The following is an 18,017-nucleotide window of genomic DNA, read 5'->3' as shown; positions in this document are numbered from 1 at the left end:
TGGTGTGGCGCTCCCGGTCCGGGCGTGTTGTGCGCGACACGGTACCCCCATGCGGGGGCCCGCGGCGGACCAGGACCGGCCTGCGGACCCGCGCCCGCGGGTGCGCTCAGCCGAGCAGGACGACCTCGACCTCGGTCCCCGGCTCGACGGACTCCACGTCCTCGGGGACGACGATGAGCGAGTCGGCGTGCGCGAGGGCCGCGACCAGGTGCGAGCCGGCGCCGCCCACCGGGCGCACGGTGCCCTCGGCGCAGGTCGCGCGCAGGAACTGCCTGCGCCCCTTCGGCGAGGACAGCGCCCGGTCCGCGACGAGCTTCGCGCGGGTGGTGGGCCGGTGCACGTCCGCGAGTCCCATGAGGGTGCGGATCGCGGGCCGCACGAACAGCTCGAAGGAGACGTACGACGACACCGGGTTGCCGGGCAGGGCCAGCAGCGGGGTGTGGTCGGGGCCGATGGAGCCGAAGCCCTGGGGCTTGCCGGGCTGCATGGCGAGCTTGCGGAAGTCGATGCCGCTGCCCGCCTCGTCCTCGTCCCCGACGTGCGACAGGGCCTCCTTGACGACGTCGTACGCCCCGACGCTCACGCCACCGGTGGTGACCACCAGGTCGGCGCGGACCAGCTGGTCCTCGATGGTGGACCGGAGGGTCTCGGCGTCGTCGGCGACCGCGCCCACCCGGTAGGCGATGGCGCCGGCGTCGCGGGCGGCGGCGGTGAGGGCGAAGCTGTTGGAGTCGTAGATCTGGCCGCCGCGCAGTTCCTCGCCGGGCTGCACGAGTTCGCTGCCCGTGGACAGCACGACCACGCGCGGACGCGGGTGGACCCGGGCCGTGCCGCGTCCGACGGCGGCGAGCAGGGCGATCTGCGGCGGGCCCAGGACGGTGCCGGCCTCCAGTGCGCGGTCACCGGCCTTCACGTCGCTGCCCCGGGCGCGCACGTGCGCACGGGCCTCGGCGGAGTGGTACACGCGGACCTGCCCCGAGGCCTGTTCGGGGGCGAGGCTGCGGGCGCGCATCCCGTCGACCGGTCCCTCGCCGAGGCCCCCGTCGGTCCACTCCACCGGGACGACGGCCTCGGCGCCGGGCGGCAGCGGGGCCCCGGTCATGATCCGGGCGGCCTGCCCCGGCCCGACGTGCAGGAGGTCGGCCTGGCCGGCGGCGACGTCCCCGACGACCTCCAGGACGGCCGGGTACTCCTCGCTCGCGCCGGCGACGTCCGCGACCCGTACCGCGTACCCGTCCATCGAGCTGTTGTCGAAGGGCGGCAGCGAGAGGGGCACCATGACGTCCTCGACCAGGACGCAGCCCTGGGCATCGGGCAGTTGCAGCTCGATGGGTTCCAGGGGGCGGACGGCGGCGAGGATGTCCTCCAGGTGCTCGTCCACCGACCACAGACGGTCCTGTCCGGCGGTGCGGGGCGCGGCGGTGCTCAAGGCTGTTGCATCTCCTCGGTGACGTAACTGCGAAGCCAGGACCGGAAGTCCGGTCCCAGATCCTCACGTTCGCACGCGAGTCTGACAATGGCACGCAGATAGTCGCCGCGGTCGCCCGTGTCATAGCGGCGGCCCTTGAAGACGACGCCGTGCACCGGGCCGCCGACCTTCTCGTCCTGCGCGAGCTGCTGGAGGGCGTCGGTGAGCTGGATCTCGCCGCCGCGCCCGGGCTCGGTGCGGCGCAGTATGTCGAAGACGGCCGGGTCGAGGACGTAGCGCCCGATGATCGCGTAGTTCGACGGGGCGTCCGCCGGCTCCGGCTTCTCCACCAGGCCGGTCACCTTGACGACGGCGCCGTCCGTGGTGTCCTCCACGGCCGCGCAGCCGTAGAGGTGGATCTGCTCGGGGGCGACCTCCATGAGGGCGACGACGCTGCCGCCGTGCCGCTCCCGCACCTCGATCATCTGCTGGAGCAGCGGGTCGCGGGGGTCGATCAGGTCGTCGCCCAGGAGGACGGCGAAGGGCTCCTGCCCGACGTGCGGGGCCGCGCAGAGCACCGCGTGCCCGAGTCCCCTGGGGTCGCCCTGCCGCACGTAGTGCATGGTCGCCAGGTCGCTGGACTGCTGGACCTTGGCCAGGCGGGCGGCGTCGCCCTTCTTCTGAAGTGCCGACTCCAGTTCGTAGTTGCGGTCGAAGTGGTCCTCGAGCGGGCGCTTGTTGCGCCCGGTGATCATGAGGACGTCGTCGAGACCGGCGGAGACGGCCTCCTCGACCACGTACTGGATCGCGGGCTTGTCCACGACCGGCAGCATCTCCTTGGGAGTGGCCTTGGTCGCCGGCAGGAACCGGGTGCCGAGGCCGGCTGCGGGGATGACAGCCTTGCTGATCCTGGGGTGCGACTGAGTCATGTCGGGAACCTTATCCGGTGGCTATGCGAGGTATCTGTAGCTCCGGTTAATTCATGATCATATGAGCGTATGGGAATCGCGCGGGAGCCACACATGAGCCACACCGAAGGCGGAGCAGAGTCTCACAAACGTATGTTGCGGCGAGAGTTCATCACGGTGAGGAACAGGTTGACGACGGACGACCTGCGGGAAACCGCCACCCTGCTCGCCGCGCGCGCCCTGGAGCTCCCGGAGTTGGCCGCCGCGCGGACCGTCGCGGCGTACGTCTCCGTGGGCAGCGAGCCGGGCACGCTCGCGCTGCTGGACGCGCTGCTCGCGCGGGGCGTGCGGGTCCTGCTCCCCGCGCTGCTGCCCGACAACGACCTCGACTGGGGCGCCTACACCGGCGAGGGGTCTCTCGCGCGGGTCCGGCATGGCGGAAAAATGACCCTCTTCGAGCCCGCGGGCGAGCGGTTGGGACCCGACGCCGTGACGGACGCCGACGTGGTGCTGCTGCCGGGTCTCGCCGTCGACGCGCGCGGCGTGCGCCTGGGACGCGGCGGTGGATCGTACGACCGGGTGCTGGCGCGGCTGGAACGCGCGGGCGCGGATCCCTCCCTGGTGGTGCTGCTGTACGACAGCGAGGTCGTGGAGCACCTCGAGGAGGAGCCGCACGACCGGCCGGTCGACGCCGCGGTGACGCCGTCGGGCGTGCGGCGCTTCACCGGCTGACGGGCGAACGGGAAGGGGCTCTCCACGCGCGCGTGGAGAGCCCCTTCGGTTGTTCACCGGTTCACGGCTTCAGCACGAGGGTGTCGACCGTGCTGTCGTCGACCGCCTTGGCCTTGAACGACCAGTCGAGCAGCTCGCCCTTGGCCCACTTGTCCGTCTGGTCGGTGTAGTGGGCGCTGAAGACGTGCCCGGAGGCGCCGGTGAGATTGATCCACTTCGACTTGTCGAGGTCGTCGAGGTTGACCACCATCCGCATCGACGGCACCCACACGACGTCGTAGCCGCCCGCGGCGTTCCAGCCGGTCGCGTCGACCGCCGCCTCGCCGCCGCCGAGCTTCCACGGGCCGCGGTTGAGGAGGTACTGGAGGAAGCCGGGGCCACTGGTGCCCAGGGTCTGGTTCTTCAGGAACAGGCGGTGCAGCCGGCCCCAGCTCCAGGAGTCGATGTCCTTGCCGAGCTTGGCGGTCAGCTCCCAGCGGGCGTCGATCATGGCGCGCTCGAACAGCGCGTCACGGTCCTTCTCGGCACCGGGGCGGGTGCCCGCCTCGGGCGTCGTCCACCAGTCGCTGTCGGGCTTCTCCATGAGGTTGCGCACGACCTCGAACCAGCGGTCGCCGCCGTCCGGCTGCGCCTGGTCGCCGTCGCGCTGTCCGCACTCGCGGACCTTGTCCTTGTCGTCGACCGGACCGGTGGTGTCGACCGGGTCGACCCACAGGCACTGGCCCTCGACACGCAGTTCCTTGGGCAGCTTGTGGCCGAAGGCCAGCTTGAGGACGTTGCGCCACACCGCGTTGAAGTAGGCGGCCGCGGCGGAGTCGGCGTCCTGCGTGCGGTCCCAGCCCTGGAGCAGGTCCTGCGCCTCACGGACGTCCGGGTCGTCCAGGTTGATCTTCAGCAGCGTCGGCACCAGCTTGTTCGCGATCTCGCTGGTGTTGTCCGTCTGCATCTGGCGCATGTCGTCGGTGGAAACCTTGCCGCCGCCCTTGATCTTCTGCTTGATCAGGTCGGTGATCCGCTGGCTGCGGGTGCCGTAGCCCCAGTCCTTGGTGAGCGTGTAGGGGTACTCGTCCGGATCGACCACGGCCTGGTTGGCGGTGACGATGTAGCCGCGCTCCGGGTCGTACTCGTAGGGCAGCTGGTCGAACTTCAGGTAGTCGCCCCACTTGTTCTTCGACTCCCAGCCCAGGGTCGGGACCGCGCCGTCGAGCCCCTTGGCGCGCGTGGGGATCTTTCCGGGCAGCTGGTAGCCGATGTGGTTCTTCGTGTCGGCGTAGACGAGGTTCTGCGAGGGCACGTCGAACTTCTCGGCCGCCTTGCGGAAGCCGTCCCAGTCGGCCGCCCTGTTCATGGCGAACACGGCGTCCATGGTGTTGCCCGGCTCCAGCGCCGTCCACTTCAGGGCGACCGCGTAGCCGTTCCCGCGGTCGGGGGCGTCGTCGTCGACGGAGGCCTTCCTGCCGACCTTGACCAGTTCGTCGCTGCGGTCGGACAGCAGGGGCATGTGGTCGGCGGTCTGCCGGACGACGATCTTCTTCGCGGTGCCGCCGGCGACCTCGATGGTCTCCTCGCGCGTGAGGAAGGGCTTGACCTTGCCGTCGTAGAGGTAGCCGTCGCCGGACAGCTTCTCCAGGTAGAGGTCGGTGACGTCGACGCCGGAGTTGGTCATGCCCCAGGCGATGTCCGCGTTGTGGCCGATTATCACGCCGGGCATGCCCGCGAAGGTGTAGCCGGAGACGTCGTACTGGCACTTGTCGGAGACTTTGCGGCAGTGCAGGCCCATCTGGTACCAGACGGACGGCAGCGAGGCCGACAGGTGCGGGTCGTTGGCCAGCAGCGGCTTGCCGGTGATGGTGTGCTCGCCGGCGACGACCCAGGAGTTGGAGCCGATGCCGTTGCCGTTCACGCCGACCGCCGTGGGCAGGTCGTCCAGGACGTCGTAGAGGCCCGCGAGCTGGCTCTCCAGGGCCGAGCCGGACGTGTCGGAGGAGGTGCCGGAGCCGGTGCCGGTGCCGGTGCCGGTGCCGGTGCCGCCGGTCGTGCCGTCCGAGGAGGAGCCGTCCGAGGAGGAGCCGTCCGCGGAGGACCCGGAACCCTCCGAGTCACCGGGGCCGCCCTGCTCGAACGTCTCGGACAGCTCGTCGTACTGGCCCTCCTGGACGATCGGCTTGTTGCGGTCGTACGGGTACTGCGGGTACAGGTCGGCGATCTGCTGCGGGCCGAGGCGGCTGGTCAGCAGGGCGCGGTCGATCTCGTCCTGCATGTTGCCGCGCAGGTCCCAGGCCATCGCCTTCAGCCAGGAGACCGAGTCGACGGGCGTCCACTCGGCGGGCTTGTAGTTGTTGGTGAACCCGAGCGCCGCGTACTCCAGCGAGATGTCCTCGCCGTCCTTGCCCCGGAGGTAGGCATTGACGCCCTTGGCGTACGCCTGGAGGTACTTCTTGGTGTCGGCCGAGAGTTCCTTGTCGTACTCCTGCTCGGCGATCCGGTCCCAGCCGAGGGTGCGCAGGAACTCGTCGTTGTCGACCTGGCTCTTGCCGAACATCTCCGACAGCCGGCCGGACGTCATGTGCCGGCGCACGTCCATCTCGTAGAACCGGTCCTGCGCCTGGACGAATCCCTGCGCCATGAACAGGTCCTCGTCGGAGGACGCGTAGATCTGCGGGATGCCGTAGCCGTCCCGCTTCACGTCCACCGGACCGGACAGGCCGTCGAGCGTGATCGAACCCTTGGTCTGCGGGAAGGAGGCGCGGACGGTACTGATGGACCAGTAACCGCCGTACGCGATGCCTCCGATGAGGGCCAGAACCAGGACGAGGACGATAAGTCGGGCTTTGCGCCCCTTCTTCCTGCCGGACTCGGCGGGCTTGTCACCCGTTGTGGCGGTGGTGTTGGGGGGCATCGCTGTCCTTGCTGTCCTAACGCGAGCGGCAGGTCGGGCCATGACTGTGAATGAGCGCTGGAGCAACCATAGGCGCAGGGGTCCGCGCCACTTGACGCGGAGTCGGTAACCGGCGCGCAAGGACGTTCGATCTCCCGACGGCGAGCGTCAAGAAATCGTCAAGAGTTAGGTAAGGTAACGAAGTAATCGGGTCCGTGACGCCACCGCTTCGTGTCCGATGTACCTGTGCGTCCCGCGCGCGAGACGCGCGGACCAGCGAAGGGAACCGCCGCTGACTGTCCACCACCTCAACCAGCTCCTGCTCGTCTGCTCGCTCGTCCTGCTCGTCGCCGTCGCAGCGGTCCGGATCTCCTCGCGCAGCGGGCTCCCCAGCCTGCTCGTGTACCTCGGCATCGGCGTCCTCATGGGCCAGGACGGCATCGGCGACATCCACTTCGACAACGCCGAGATGACCCAGGTCATCGGCTACGCGGCCCTGGTCGTGATCCTGGCCGAGGGCGGCCTCGGCACGAAGTGGAAGGAGATCGGGCCGGCCCTGCCCGCCTCCTCCGTACTGGCGCTGGCCGGGGTCGCGGTGAGCGTCGGCGTCACCGCCTCGGCCGCTCACTTCCTCGTCGGGCTGGAGTGGCGGCAGGCGCTCATCATCGGCGCGGTGGTGTCCTCCACGGACGCGGCGGCGGTCTTCTCCGTGCTGCGCAGGATTCCGCTCCCCTCGCGCGTGACGGGCACCCTGGAGGCCGAGTCCGGCTTCAACGACGCCCCGGTCGTCATCCTGGTCGTCGCCTTCTCGACCGTCGGCCCCGTCGAGCACTGGTACGTACTGCTGGGCGAGATAGCGCTGGAGCTGGTCATCGGCGCCGCCGTCGGCCTCACGGTCGGCTGGCTGGGCTCGTGGGGGCTGCGGCACGTGGCCCTGCCCGCCTCCGGCCTCTACCCGATCGCCGTCATGGCGATCGCGGTCACGGCGTACGCGGCGGGCGCCCTGGCGCACGGCAGCGGCTTCCTCGGCGTGTACCTGGCGTCCATGGTCATGGGCAACGCGAAGCTCCCCCACTGGCCGGCCACCCGCGGCTTCGCCGACGGACTCGGCTGGATCGCGCAGATCGGCATGTTCGTCCTGCTCGGCCTGCTGGTGACCCCGCACGAACTGGGCGACGACGTGGTGCCGGCGCTCGTCATCGGCCTGGTGCTGACCATGGTGGCGCGCCCGCTGAGCGTCGTGCTCTGCCTGACGCCGTTCCGCGTGCCCTGGCAGGAGCAGACGCTCATGTCCTGGGCCGGACTGCGCGGCGCGGTTCCCATCATCCTGGCGACGATCCCCATGGTGAGCGGCATCGAGGGCAGTCGCCGGATCTTCAACATCGTCTTCGTCCTGGTCGTCGTCTACACCCTGATCCAGGGGCCGACGCTGCCCTGGCTGGCCCGCAAGCTGCGACTGGGCGAGGACCCCGAGGCCGCCGACCTCGGCATCGAGTCGGCGCCGCTGGAGCGGCTGCGCGGGCACCTGCTGTCGGTGGGGATCCCCGAGGGCTCCCGGATGCACGGCGTCGAGGTCAACGAGCTGCGGCTGCCCGCCGGGGCGGCCGTCACCCTCGTCGTGCGCGAGGGCACCTCCTTCGTGCCGCTGCCGACGACGGTGCTGCGGCGCGGCGACGAGCTCCTGGTCGTGGCCACCGACCCGGTCCGGGACGCGGCCGAGCGACGGCTGCGCGCCGTGGGCCACGGCGGCAAACTGGCCGACTGGCTGGGCACGGACGGCGCGGACACCCGGTGAGGGCGCGTTCCGACGCACGTTAAGTGCAGGTTTCGCACCGTTCACACCCCCTTCATTCGGAGGCGTGCTCGCCCATGGTGCTCACTTTCACAGGTGCGGCGGACAGTGATCCCTGTACGATGAAGGCACACCTTGATCGAACCAACTCTGCCTGACGCAGAGCTGGCGCGACCGTATGGCGGCCGGAACACCTCCCGATCGGGCACCGGTATCTACCGCAGTGCGCGCAAGAGGACAGCTCTCGGCGCAGCCCGGACACACGAGGGGTCGCGCTACCAGGCGGCAGAAAGGCACGGGCCGTGGCATCCACGGTCACCTCCGAGCCGTCGAAGGACTCGTCGGCCGCGCCCCGCCCGGGGTACGGGCAGCTGCTGCGCACCCGCGGCGCCTGGACGTTCCTGCTGCCCGGTTTCGCCGCGCGGCAGCCGTTCGCGATGCTCACCATCTCCATCGTGCTGCTCGTGCAGCACACCACCGGCTCCTACGGCGCGGCGGGCGCCGCCGCGGCCGTCACCGGTGTCTCCATGGCGCTGTGCGCGCCCTTCACCGGCCGTCTCGCCGACCGTTACGGCCAGCGCGCCGTGCTGGTCCCCGGCGTCCTGGTGCACGCGGCCTCGGGGCTGGCCCTGACGGCGCTGGCGCTGGCCCACGCCCCGCTGTGGGTGCTGTTCGCGGCGGCCGTGCCCACCGGCGCCTCGGTCCCGCAGGTCGGCCCGATGGTGCGGGCCCGCTGGGGCGTGAAGCTGAAGGGCTCGCCCCTGATGACCACGGCGGCCGCCTTCGAGTCCGTCACGGACGAACTCACCTTCGTGGTCGGCCCGCTCCTCGCGACCGCCCTGTGCACCGCCGTGAACCCGGCCGCCGGACTGGTGGCGGAGGCCTCGCTGACCCTGCTCGGCGGTCTGCTGTTCGCCGCGCGGAAGGGCACCCAGCCGCCGGTCGCCGCCGCCGGGCACGCGCGCGTGGAACACGCCTCCGCCCTGCGGATCCCCGGGGTGCGCGTGCTGATCGCGGCCTTCCTCGGCATCGGTTCGGTCTTCGGCGGCATGCAGGTCTCGCTGGCCGCGTTCACCGAGTCGATCGGCGAGCCCGGCCTGAACGGCGTCCTGTACGGCACCTTCGCCGCCGGCAACATGATCTCCGGCCTGGTCTGCGGCGCCGTCGCCTGGAAGGCGGCCCCGCAGCGCCGTCTGGTCGTCGGGTACGCGGCGCTGGCCCTGACGGCCTCCGGCCTGTGGGCGGCGCACTCCGTGCCGCTGCTGGCCGGCCTCGGCCTCCTGGTCGGCATGTGCATCGCACCCGCGCTGATCACCGGCTACACGCTGGTCGAGGGCCTGGTCCCGGCGGGCGCGCGCACCGAGGCGTTCACCTGGCTCACCGGCGCGGTGGCGCTCGGCCAGGCGGCGGCCGTCACCGCCGCCGGTCAGCTGGAGGACCGCTTCTGGGGCGGCGCGGGTTTCCTGGTGCCGCTGGCCGGTACGGTCCTGGCCCTGGGGACCCTGCTGGCACTGCGTTCGCGGCTGGTGGCGCGCCCGCGGGGACGTACCGTCGCACGTGGCGTCGGTCACCGCTCGCCGGTCACAGTGGACTGATCCCGGGGAATGCGTCAGTATGGACCGTCGTTAGCACTCATTGAGTGAGAGTGCCAGGAGGAAGACAGTGCCGACCTACCAGTACCAGTGCACCGAGTGTGGCGAGGGCCTCGAGGCGGTGCAGAAGTTCACCGACGACGCCCTGACCGAGTGCCCCAACTGCGGTGGCCGCCTCAAGAAGGTGTTCTCCGCCGTCGGCATCGTCTTCAAGGGCTCCGGCTTCTACCGGAACGACAGCCGCGGCTCCTCGTCGAGCAGCTCGCCGGCGTCCTCGACCTCCAAGTCGTCGACGTCCTCGGCGTCCTCGACCGCTTCGTCGTCCTCCTCGGACTCGAAGCCGGCCGGCTCCGGCACCTCGGCGGGCACCTCCGCCGCGTAAGACCCCCTTCCGGGACCCCGCCGTCGTACGACGGCGGGGTCCTCGGTGTTTCCGCGCCACCGGGATTTCGGAGTCGGATCCGGGGCGTCAGCGGCGCCCGCTACTGTGCTGGTCATGGCGAACGCAGAGATCGGTGTAATCGGCGGCTCGGGCTTCTACTCGTTCCTGGACGACGTGACCGAGATCCAGGTGGACACCCCCTACGGGCCGCCCAGCGACTCCCTCTTCCTCGGTGACATCGCCGGCCGGCGGGTCGCCTTCCTGCCCCGGCACGGCCGCGGTCACCATCTGCCGCCCCACCGGATCAACTACCGGGCCAACCTGTGGGCACTGCGCTCGGTCGGCGTGCGCCAGGTCCTCGGCCCGTGCGCGGTGGGCGGTCTGCGCGCCGAGTACGGGCCCGGGACGCTGCTGGTGCCGGACCAGCTGGTCGACCGGACGAAGTCGAGGCCGGGCACCTACTTCGACGGACTGCCGCTGCCCGACGGCTCGGTGCCCAACGTGGTGCACGTGTCCCTGGCCGACCCCTACTGCCCCACCGGCCGCTCGGCCGCGCTGAAGGCGGCGCGCGGGCGGGAGTGGGAGCCGGTGGACGGCGGAACGCTCGTCGTGATCGAGGGGCCCCGCTTCTCCACCCGCGCAGAATCGTTGTGGCACCAGGCGCAGGGCTGGTCGGTGGTGGGCATGACGGGCCATCCCGAGGCGGCTCTCGCCCGTGAACTGGAACTCTGCTACACGTCGTTGACGCTGGTCACGGACCTGGACGCGGGTGCCGAGACGGGTGAGGGCGTCTCCCACGAGGAGGTGCTGCAGGTGTTCGCGGCCAACGTGGACCGGCTGCGGGGCGTCCTGTTCGACGCGGTGGCCGCGCTGCCCGCCGCCGAGGAGCGGAACTGTCTGTGCGTGAACGCGCTGGGCGGGCTGAATCCGGGGTTCGAGCTGCCGTAGCGGGCGGGATCCCTGGGCGCTCGGAGGGTTCCCGGGCGCGGGGAGGATGCCTGGTCACCGGGGGACCAGGGTGCCGGGGGACCAGGGTGCCGGGGGCGGAACTCATCGTTCGGGTGAGGGAGTTGTTCACAGTCGGGCGGTGATCCACCGGCTCGGGCGGGCGGCGGCGGCAGGGCCCATCGTGGACGGGCAGGCTCGTCCGTCGTCGCTGGTGGTGATTCCGTTGTCCTTTCCTGCGCCTTCCCCTGTCTCTGCGCCTTCCCCTGTCCCTGTTCCTTCTTCTGTCTCCGCTTCTCTTCCTGGCCCTCCTTCTCTGCCCGTGCCTCCTTCGTGCGAGGTACCGCAGTTCGCTCCGGTGCGGGTGCGGGGCGGGCTGCACCGGCTGCGCCTGCTGGTGCGGACCCGGAGGCGGGCTCTCGCGGTCGGCCTCGCCGTCACGGCCGCCGCGCTCGTGGCGGCGGGCCCGCGCGACGGCGACACGGCTCGCGGACACCCGGACGGAGGCTCCCACGCGGACGGGGCCTCTCACGTCCGCGCGCAGTCGTCGGCGCGCGCCCCGGCCGAGGGCCGTCGCACCGCCGGAAGGGTGCGGGCGCCGGTGCGGATCGCCGACGCGGCGACCGTCCGGCTGCTGCGCCCCGGTGACCGGGTGGACGTCATCGCCGTCGACCCCGCCGAGCGGCCCGCCGTGCGGGACGGCGCGACCCGGGTGGTCGCGCGCGGTGCGCTCGTGACGAGGGTGCCGGAGCCGTCGGCCGGCTCGGGCGCCGGCGCCGACCGGGGCGTTGACCTGGGCGCCGACCCTGGAGTCGAAGGGAGCGGTGACGACGGTGCGCTGGTCGTGCTGTCCGTGCCCCGGTCCACTGCGGCCCGCCTCGCGGGTGCGAGTGCCACGGCCCGGCTGGCGGTGACCCTGTGGTGAGTCTCACCGTCCGCCCCGGAAGGGCTTTACCGTCGAGCCCCTCATGGGAGTCACCGAATTGGACACGCCCGCATCTGGGTGACGTAGGTTGCGGAGCTGTTTGTTCCACAACCTGTACATGTGAGGAGCGCCACCCAGGTGAGCGAAAAGACGAGCGTCCTGCAAGGCTTCAAGGCCTTCCTGATGCGCGGGAACGTCGTCGATCTGGCAGTAGCCGTGGTGATCGGCGCGGCCTTCACCAACATCGTCAACTCGCTGGTGAAGGGGGTCATCAACCCGCTGGTCGGGGCCGTCGGGACCAAGAACCTGGACAGTTACCACTCCTGTCTCAAGGGCCCCTGCACCGGCACCGGCGACACCGCGACGGGTGTCCGGATCCTCTGGGGCTCCGTGCTCGGCGCGACGCTGACCTTCGTGATCACGGCGGCCGTCGTCTACTTCCTGATGGTCCTGCCGATGTCGAAGTACCTGGCGAGGATGGAGGCCCGCCGGAAGGCCAAGGAGAACACGCGCGAGGTCATCGAGGTCACCGAGCTGGAAGTGCTCAAGGAGATCCGCGACGCCCTGGTCGCCCAGCGCGGCTCCGGGCCCGGCGAGGAGCAGCGGCAGCGGCAGCTGTAGCGGTCCTGTGCGGGGAGCTGCGGGCGGCGGTCCGGGCCTGCCGGGTTCAGATGTGATGGGGCGGCTTCTCGTCGAGGAAGCGCTTGAGGTCGGCCGCGCTGTCCGAGCCGGATCCGGGCCGCTCGCCCCACCCGTGGTCCGTGTCGTCCGAGGACTGCCGGTCCAGCGGGTCGTCGAAGATCAGCGCGGCCTTGGGCTCACGCGGCTCGGGGGCGGCGGGGGTGCTCATGCCTCCAGGGTACGGCCCCGGGCGCGGGCCGGAACGAGAACCGGGACGGGTGCCGGGAGGCGGGCCGGGGTGGGTCTCGGGCCGCCCCCGGGTCCTCACCCGCCGGACCCTGCGAAACCCCTCTGAGCTGCGTCTTCACGCGCGACTGCCCCGGTCTCCCGGCCGTGCGCTCCTCGGCAAGATTTTCCCTGGTTCATCTGCTGTGCTGGGGTCCATGACGTCCAGTCCCCCTCCTTCGTCGTCCTCGTCGTCCTCGTCGTCTCCCTCGTCCCCTTCCTCCCCGGCGCCCTCTTCCTCCCCCGGCGTGCCGGCCCATGCCAAGCCGGTGCGCAGGCTCACCGCTCGCGGACGGGGCGAGGCCCACCGCGTCGCCTCCCCGCTCGAGCTGTTCTTCGACCTCTGTTTCGTCGTGGCCATCGCCCAGGCGGGCGTCCAGCTGGTGCACGCCGTCGCGGAGTCCCACGCGGGCGAGGGCGTCCTCGACTACGCGATGGTCTTCTTCGCCATCTGGTGGGCCTGGATGAACTTCACCTGGTTCGCCTCGGCGTACGACAACGACGACGTCCTGTACCGGGTCGTCACCCTCATACAGATCGCCGGTGTCCTGGTCCTGGCCGCCGGGGTGTCGCGGGCGTTCGAGGACCACGACTGGCTGGCCGTCGTGGTGGGCTACCTGGTCATGCGGCTCGCCCTGACCACGCAGTGGCTGCGCGTCGCCCTGTCGAGCGAGGGCCCGGAGAGGGCGATGGCCCTGCGGTACGCCGTCGGCGTGACGCTCTGCCAGATCGGCTGGCTGGGGCTGCTGTTCCTGCCCGAGGGCGGCAGACCCTGGCTGTTCCTGGTGATGGCGCTGCTGGAGATGAGCGTTCCGGTCTACGCGGAGAAGGACCACCCGACCTCCTGGCACCCGCACCACATCGCCGAGCGCTACGGGCTGTTCACGATCATCGTGCTCGGCGAGACGATCGCCGCGGCCACGGTCGCCGTGAAGGTCGGCATCGACGAGAGCGACGCGCTCGACGAACTGCTCCCGATCGCCGCGGGCGGCCTGCTCGTCATCTTCTCCGCCTGGTGGATCTACTTCGTGGTGCCCATCCACGGCCGGCTGCGCTCCAGCAAGGAGGCGTTCCGGTGGGGCTACGGCCACTACGTCGTCTTCGCCTCGGCCGCCGCGATCGGCGCCGGCCTGGAGGTGGCGGTCGAGCAGGCGGTCGGCGAGGCGCACCTGTCGACGCTCGCCGCTTCGGCGGCGGTGACCCTGCCGACGGCGCTGTACCTGCTGACCGTCTGGGCGCTGCACTCCCGCCACTTCAAGGTGGGTCTCGCCCAGCAGATGGTGCTGCCGGTCGCCGCGCTGCTGGTGATCTGCTGCACCTTCCTCGGTGACTGGGCGGTCCTCGCGGCGGGCCTGGTGTGCGCCCTGTCGGTGGTCATCGGGACGACGCTGACGGCCCGCATGACCGTGCGCGAGGGCGCACCGCGGGGCGCCGGGGAGGTGGTGTGAGGGGAACCGTGTGACGGTGGCGGTGACGACGTCCCCCTCACGGCCGCCGTGCGGGACGGGACGCCGCGGCGTGGGACGGCCGGGCGGCGCGACGTGGCGGAGCAGGAGCCGGAGCCCGAGCCGGAGCCGGAGCCCGAGTCGGAGCCGGAGCCCGAGTCGGAGCCGGAGCCCGAGTCGGAGCCGGAGCCCGAGTCGGAGCGGGACGCGGCGGCGTGGGACGGCGGCGCGCGAGACTGGGCCGTATGACAGTTGACGCTCTGACAGTCGGTGGTCTGACCGATGTCGCGGGGATCCACGTGGGGCATGCCGGTCGTACCGGTGACGGTTGGCTGACCGGCACCACGGTCGTCCTCGCGCCGGAGGGCGGGGCCGTGGCCGCCGTGGATGTACGTGGCGGTGGTCCCGGCACCAAGGAGACCGACGCCCTGGATCCGCGCAATGTGGTGCAGCGTGTGGACGCGATCGTGCTGACCGGCGGCAGCGCCTACGGACTCGACGCGGCGTCCGGGGTGATGGCCTGGCTGGAAGAGCGGGGCCGCGGGGTGCCGGTCGGCACGGACCCCGCGCACGTCGTACCGGTGGTGCCCGCCGCGTGCGTCTTCGACCTGGGGCGCGGCGGCGACTTCCGGGCCCGGCCGGACGCCGCGCTGGGCCGGGCCGCGGTGGAGGCCGCCGCGGCGAGCGGGCCCGGCGCCCGGGTGCCGGAGGGCTGTGTGGGCGCCGGGACGGGCGCCGCGGTCGGGCCGATGAAGGGCGGCGTCGGCACCGCCGCCCTCGTGCTCGACTCGGGCATCACGGTGGCCGCGCTGGTGGTCGCCAACGCGGCGGGCTCGGTCACGGACCCGGAAACGGGCGTGCTGTACGGGGAGTTGTTCCGGGGGCGGGTGCGGTATCCGGAGACACGGGTGCACGAGTCCGCGCGCCGGCGCCTGGCGGAGAGCGCCGCGACGAGCGCGCCCCCGCCGCTGAACACGACCCTCGCGGTGGTCGCGACCGACGCGGACCTCACGAAGGCGCAGGCGCAGAAGCTGGCGGGCACGGCGCACGACGGCATCGCCCGCGCCGTCCGGCCGGTGCATCTGCTGCACGACGGGGACACGGTCTTCGCGCTGGCGACCGGCACGCGCCCGCTGGGTACCGGCCCTGCCGGCACCGCGCATCCGCTCGCCCTGAACGGCGTCCTCGCGGCGGGCGCGGACGTGGTGACGCGGGCGATCGTGCGTGCCGTACGCGCCGCGGAGTCGGTGACGGCGGCCGGCGGGACGTGGCCGTCGTACGGCGAGCTGTACGGAAAACGGTAGGACCGACGGAAGGGACCCGCGGACCGTCACGACGCGTGGGTCATTGTCCCGGTTCTGTCACGCGACGGGCTCAGGGGCGGACGACGGGAACCCCGGCGGCCGTGGTGGTCCTCTTCACCGGCGTACCGGAGCGGACCACGCACCTCACACGAAGCTGGAGCAGACCGTGACAACGCCGAACAGAACAGCGCGGCGCACACTGGGGGCCTGTGCCGCCCTGGTGGTCGGCGCCCTCGCCCTGACCGCCTGCGGCGGCAGCGCCAACGCCGAGGACGACAACGGCAGGGGAGGCGAGAACTCTTCCGGGACGGCCACCGCGAAGATCACCATCTCGGCCCAGGACGGTTCGACGGGGGCGTCGATCAACAGCACCGGCGTGAAGGTGAGCGACGGCCGGCTGACCACCGTGAGGATGACGTTGGCCGGGACGCAGCAGGTCGTGGCGGGCTCACTGGCGGCGGACGGCAGCAGCTGGAAGCCGAAGGAGCAGCTGGAGCGCGGCACGAAGTACGAGATAGCGGCGACCGCGAAGGGCGCGAACGGCCGGACGGTGGCGGCCGACTCGGTCTTCACCACGGTGTCCCCGGCCAACAGCTTCGTCGGGACGTACACGCCGGACAACGGCACGACGGTGGGGGTCGGGATGCCGGTGTCCTTCACCTTCGACAAGGCCATCGACGACAAGAAGGCCGTGCAGTCGCACATCACCGTCTCGTCGAGCAGCGGCCAGAAGGTGGTCGGGCACTGGTTCGGGTCGCAGCGGCTCGACTTCCGGCCGGAGGAGTACTGGAAGGCCGGCTCCAAGGTCACGATGAAGATCGACCTGGACGGCGTGCAGGGCGCCGACGGCGTCCACGGCGTGCAGAAGAAGACGGTCACCTTCACCATCGGGCGCTCGCAGGTCTCCACGGTCGACGTCGGCACCCAGACCATGTCGGTGGTGCGGGACGGGACGACGCTGAAGACGGTCCCGATCTCCTCGGGCAGCGCCGAGCACACGACGTACAACGGCCAGATGGTCATCACGGAGAAGTTCACGCAGACGCGGATGAACAGCCGGACGGTCGGCCTGGGCGGGGAGTACGACATCCCGGACGTGCCGCACGCGATGCGTCTGACGCAGTCCGGGACCTTCATCCACGGCAACTACTGGTACGACAAGGGCAATCCGCCCTTCGGCCGGGAAGGCACCAGCCACGGCTGCGTCGGGCTCGCGGACGTACGGGGCGCGCAGGGCGACACCCCCGCCAAGTGGCTCTACGACAACTCCCTCGTCGGCGACGTGGTGATCGTCAAGAACTCCCCCGACAAGACCGTCGCCCCGGACAACGGCCTCAACGGGTGGAACCTGGCGTGGAGCGAGTGGATCGCGGGAAGCACGGGGAGCACGGCCTGACGGTCCGGGAGTCCCCCGTTACGGCGGAAGGGGCCCCCGACCGGCGGTTCCTGACGGAAAATCGGGCCGCGCGGGAACTTCTCGCGCGGCTTCCGCGTTTTCCCGGCGTACGTTTTCTCGGTTCCCGGACATGATGTCCGACCGAGGGGCTACGGTATGCACCCACAAGGTGACATGCAGCAACGCCGGGAGAAACCTTGAGCGTTCCGTACGAGACGGCAGCGCACGAAGCAGCCGAGTCGCCCGAGACTCCGGAGGAGCACCTCGCGCGGCTCCTCGGTCGCGCCCTGAACTCGTTCGAACTGCCCGACGAGTGCGTCAGACGCCTGGACTGCGCCCTGGCGCACGACAGCTCGCTGCACTCCGCGCACCACAGCGCGGGTCTGCACCGGGAGACCTACCGGCACACCTGGCTGTTGTCGGACGGCTCCGCGCTCACCCTGTGGGAGCTGGTCCACAACCCCACCCCCGGCAGCGAACCGCAGCACGAGGTGTACGTCGACGAGGAGGAGCTGCGGGCCGCCACGATCCGGCTGCCGCTCCCTGCGGACGCGCCGGACTTCGAACTGCCGGTGCTGGTCCAGCTGGCACCGGTCCCCGCCCCCCGGCACGTGTACGTGCCGGACGACTCGGCCGATCACGCGCGTCGGCTGCTGCGCCGCGCGGAGAACGCGGACCGGCCGGGCGCCGACACGGCCGCGCTGCTGCGGTCGGCCTTCGCGCACCAGATCACCCAGGCGTTCGGCCGGCCCTGCCGCGCGGGGCGCATCGGCCTCGGTTTCGCGCTCTACGAGCACGCGTTCCTGCTCCGCGACGGCCGGGAGGTCTCCCTCTGGGAGGTCGAGCACACGGCCACACCCGACGGGCGGCACATGTGCGAGGTGTATCCCACCGAGGACGCGGCCCGCGAGGCGATGGAGCGGCGGGCGGCACAGGTCTCCTGAGCCGGGCCGGCCCCACCGGCCCGCGGCACCCCGTCCGCGGCACCCCGACCGGGGCGCCGGGCTTCCGCTCAGCGGTCGCCGCTGATTCGGCGGACCAGACCCTCGAAGGCGGCCCGCTCCGCCGGGGTCAGATCGACGGCCTCCCGGTGCGGTCCGGCCTGCCCCTGGGGCGGGACGGCGGGGAGGGCCCGCCGGTCCGACGAGCGCGGCGGACGGGCGGGGCCCGGACGGCGTGGGCCCGTGTCCGGGCGTATCGCGTCGGAACCGGGGCGCGTCGCACCCAGGGCCGGGCGCCGCGTGCGCCGTGCGCCGGTGCGGAAGCCCCAGGCGCCCTCGCCCGGACGACCGCGGCGCAGCAGGACGGTCACCGCGACCAGCCAGGCGACTCCCGCCATGGCGAGGGCGACGGCCGCCGCGCCCGTCGGGTGGGGGATCGAGAGGAACTCAGGCATACCGACCA

17 protein-coding genes are annotated in these 18,017 nt (G+C 71.6%); 12 read left to right on the top strand and 5 right to left on the bottom strand.

The window, feature by feature from the left end:
• Positions 1–106: 106 nt before the first annotated feature.
• Both glp and galU read right to left on the bottom strand, forming a co-directional pair.
• The gene (gene glp, locus AB0N31_RS06670) at positions 107–1,429 is read right to left on the bottom strand and encodes a gephyrin-like molybdotransferase Glp (protein WP_366057264.1); all 1,323 of its coding nucleotides are present in this window, start codon (positions 1,427–1,429) and stop codon (positions 107–109) included.
• A complete protein-coding gene (galU, locus tag AB0N31_RS06665; protein ID WP_366057263.1) occupies positions 1,426–2,337 on the bottom strand; it encodes a UTP--glucose-1-phosphate uridylyltransferase GalU in 912 nt (303 codons plus the stop codon). Before galU ends, glp begins: the two co-directional genes overlap by 4 nt.
• Positions 2,338–2,430: 93 nt before the next feature.
• On the opposite strand from galU, the gene AB0N31_RS06660 reads away from it, so the two are divergent.
• Positions 2,431–3,048, top strand: a complete 618-nt coding sequence (locus AB0N31_RS06660; protein ID WP_366057262.1) for a 5-formyltetrahydrofolate cyclo-ligase — start codon at positions 2,431–2,433, stop codon at positions 3,046–3,048.
• 61 nt (positions 3,049–3,109) lie between these two features.
• Here AB0N31_RS06660 and AB0N31_RS06655 read toward each other — a convergent pair whose 3' ends face one another.
• Positions 3,110–5,947: a penicillin acylase family protein gene (locus tag AB0N31_RS06655; RefSeq protein ID WP_366057261.1), complete on the bottom strand. Its 2,838-nt coding sequence runs from the start codon at positions 5,945–5,947 to the stop codon at positions 3,110–3,112.
• 217 nt (positions 5,948–6,164) lie between these two features.
• On the opposite strand from AB0N31_RS06655, the gene AB0N31_RS06650 reads away from it, so the two are divergent.
• The 6 genes from AB0N31_RS06650 (at position 6,165) to mscL (ending at position 12,183) form a co-directional block, all read left to right on the top strand.
• Complete coding sequence (locus tag AB0N31_RS06650; RefSeq protein ID WP_366057260.1) at positions 6,165–7,721, top strand: potassium/proton antiporter; 1,557 nt, start codon at positions 6,165–6,167, stop codon at positions 7,719–7,721.
• A 299-nt stretch (positions 7,722–8,020) separates the two neighbouring features.
• Positions 8,021–9,313, top strand: coding sequence for an MFS transporter (locus AB0N31_RS06645; RefSeq protein ID WP_366057259.1), 1,293 nt, complete (start codon positions 8,021–8,023; stop codon positions 9,311–9,313).
• 67 nt (positions 9,314–9,380) lie between these two features.
• A complete protein-coding gene (locus tag AB0N31_RS06640; RefSeq protein WP_366057258.1) occupies positions 9,381–9,692 on the top strand; it encodes an FmdB family zinc ribbon protein in 312 nt (103 codons plus the stop codon).
• Between the two features lie 114 nt (positions 9,693–9,806).
• Complete coding sequence (locus AB0N31_RS06635) at positions 9,807–10,640, top strand: S-methyl-5'-thioadenosine phosphorylase (protein ID WP_366057257.1); 834 nt, start codon at positions 9,807–9,809, stop codon at positions 10,638–10,640.
• A gap of 319 nt (positions 10,641–10,959) precedes the next feature.
• Positions 10,960–11,562, top strand: coding sequence for an RcpC/CpaB family pilus assembly protein (locus tag AB0N31_RS06630; RefSeq protein ID WP_366057256.1), 603 nt, complete (start codon positions 10,960–10,962; stop codon positions 11,560–11,562).
• A gap of 138 nt (positions 11,563–11,700) precedes the next feature.
• Positions 11,701–12,183, top strand: a complete 483-nt coding sequence (mscL, locus tag AB0N31_RS06625; RefSeq protein ID WP_366057255.1) for a large conductance mechanosensitive channel protein MscL — start codon at positions 11,701–11,703, stop codon at positions 12,181–12,183.
• Positions 12,184–12,229: 46 nt separating this feature from the next.
• Here mscL and AB0N31_RS06620 read toward each other — a convergent pair whose 3' ends face one another.
• The gene (locus tag AB0N31_RS06620) at positions 12,230–12,412 is read right to left on the bottom strand and encodes a hypothetical protein (protein ID WP_366057254.1); all 183 of its coding nucleotides are present in this window, start codon (positions 12,410–12,412) and stop codon (positions 12,230–12,232) included.
• Positions 12,413–12,626: 214 nt separating this feature from the next.
• On the opposite strand from AB0N31_RS06620, the gene AB0N31_RS06615 reads away from it, so the two are divergent.
• The 5 genes from AB0N31_RS06615 (at position 12,627) to AB0N31_RS06595 (ending at position 17,557) form a co-directional block, all read left to right on the top strand.
• Positions 12,627–13,916 carry a low temperature requirement protein A gene (locus AB0N31_RS06615; protein WP_366057253.1) on the top strand — a complete coding sequence of 430 codons (1,290 nt, stop codon included), beginning with the start codon at positions 12,627–12,629 and terminating at the stop codon, positions 13,914–13,916.
• 93 nt (positions 13,917–14,009) lie between these two features.
• Positions 14,010–14,162, top strand: coding sequence for a hypothetical protein (locus AB0N31_RS06610; protein WP_366057252.1), 153 nt, complete (start codon positions 14,010–14,012; stop codon positions 14,160–14,162).
• The gene (locus AB0N31_RS06605; RefSeq protein ID WP_366057251.1) at positions 14,159–15,217 is read left to right on the top strand and encodes a P1 family peptidase; all 1,059 of its coding nucleotides are present in this window, start codon (positions 14,159–14,161) and stop codon (positions 15,215–15,217) included. Before AB0N31_RS06610 ends, AB0N31_RS06605 begins: the two co-directional genes overlap by 4 nt.
• Positions 15,218–15,383: 166 nt before the next feature.
• Positions 15,384–16,613 carry an Ig-like domain-containing protein gene (locus AB0N31_RS06600; protein ID WP_366057250.1) on the top strand — a complete coding sequence of 410 codons (1,230 nt, stop codon included), beginning with the start codon at positions 15,384–15,386 and terminating at the stop codon, positions 16,611–16,613.
• 197 nt (positions 16,614–16,810) lie between these two features.
• The gene (locus AB0N31_RS06595) at positions 16,811–17,557 is read left to right on the top strand and encodes a DUF6227 family protein (RefSeq protein ID WP_366057249.1); all 747 of its coding nucleotides are present in this window, start codon (positions 16,811–16,813) and stop codon (positions 17,555–17,557) included.
• A 68-nt stretch (positions 17,558–17,625) separates the two neighbouring features.
• Here the strand turns inward: AB0N31_RS06595 and AB0N31_RS06590 are convergent, their stop codons facing one another.
• Positions 17,626–18,009 (bottom strand): hypothetical protein, encoded by a 384-nt coding sequence (locus AB0N31_RS06590; protein ID WP_366057248.1) that lies wholly within the window; start codon positions 18,007–18,009, stop codon positions 17,626–17,628.
• Positions 18,010–18,017 lie beyond the last annotated feature (8 nt).

Origin of the sequence: Streptomyces sp. NPDC051051 (assembly GCF_040682975.1) — a bacterium.
Lineage (GTDB): Bacteria > Actinomycetota > Actinomycetes > Streptomycetales > Streptomycetaceae > Streptomyces.
The sequence above is the reverse complement of the archived record's forward strand: the minus strand, read 5'-3'. Positions and strand labels throughout refer to the sequence as shown.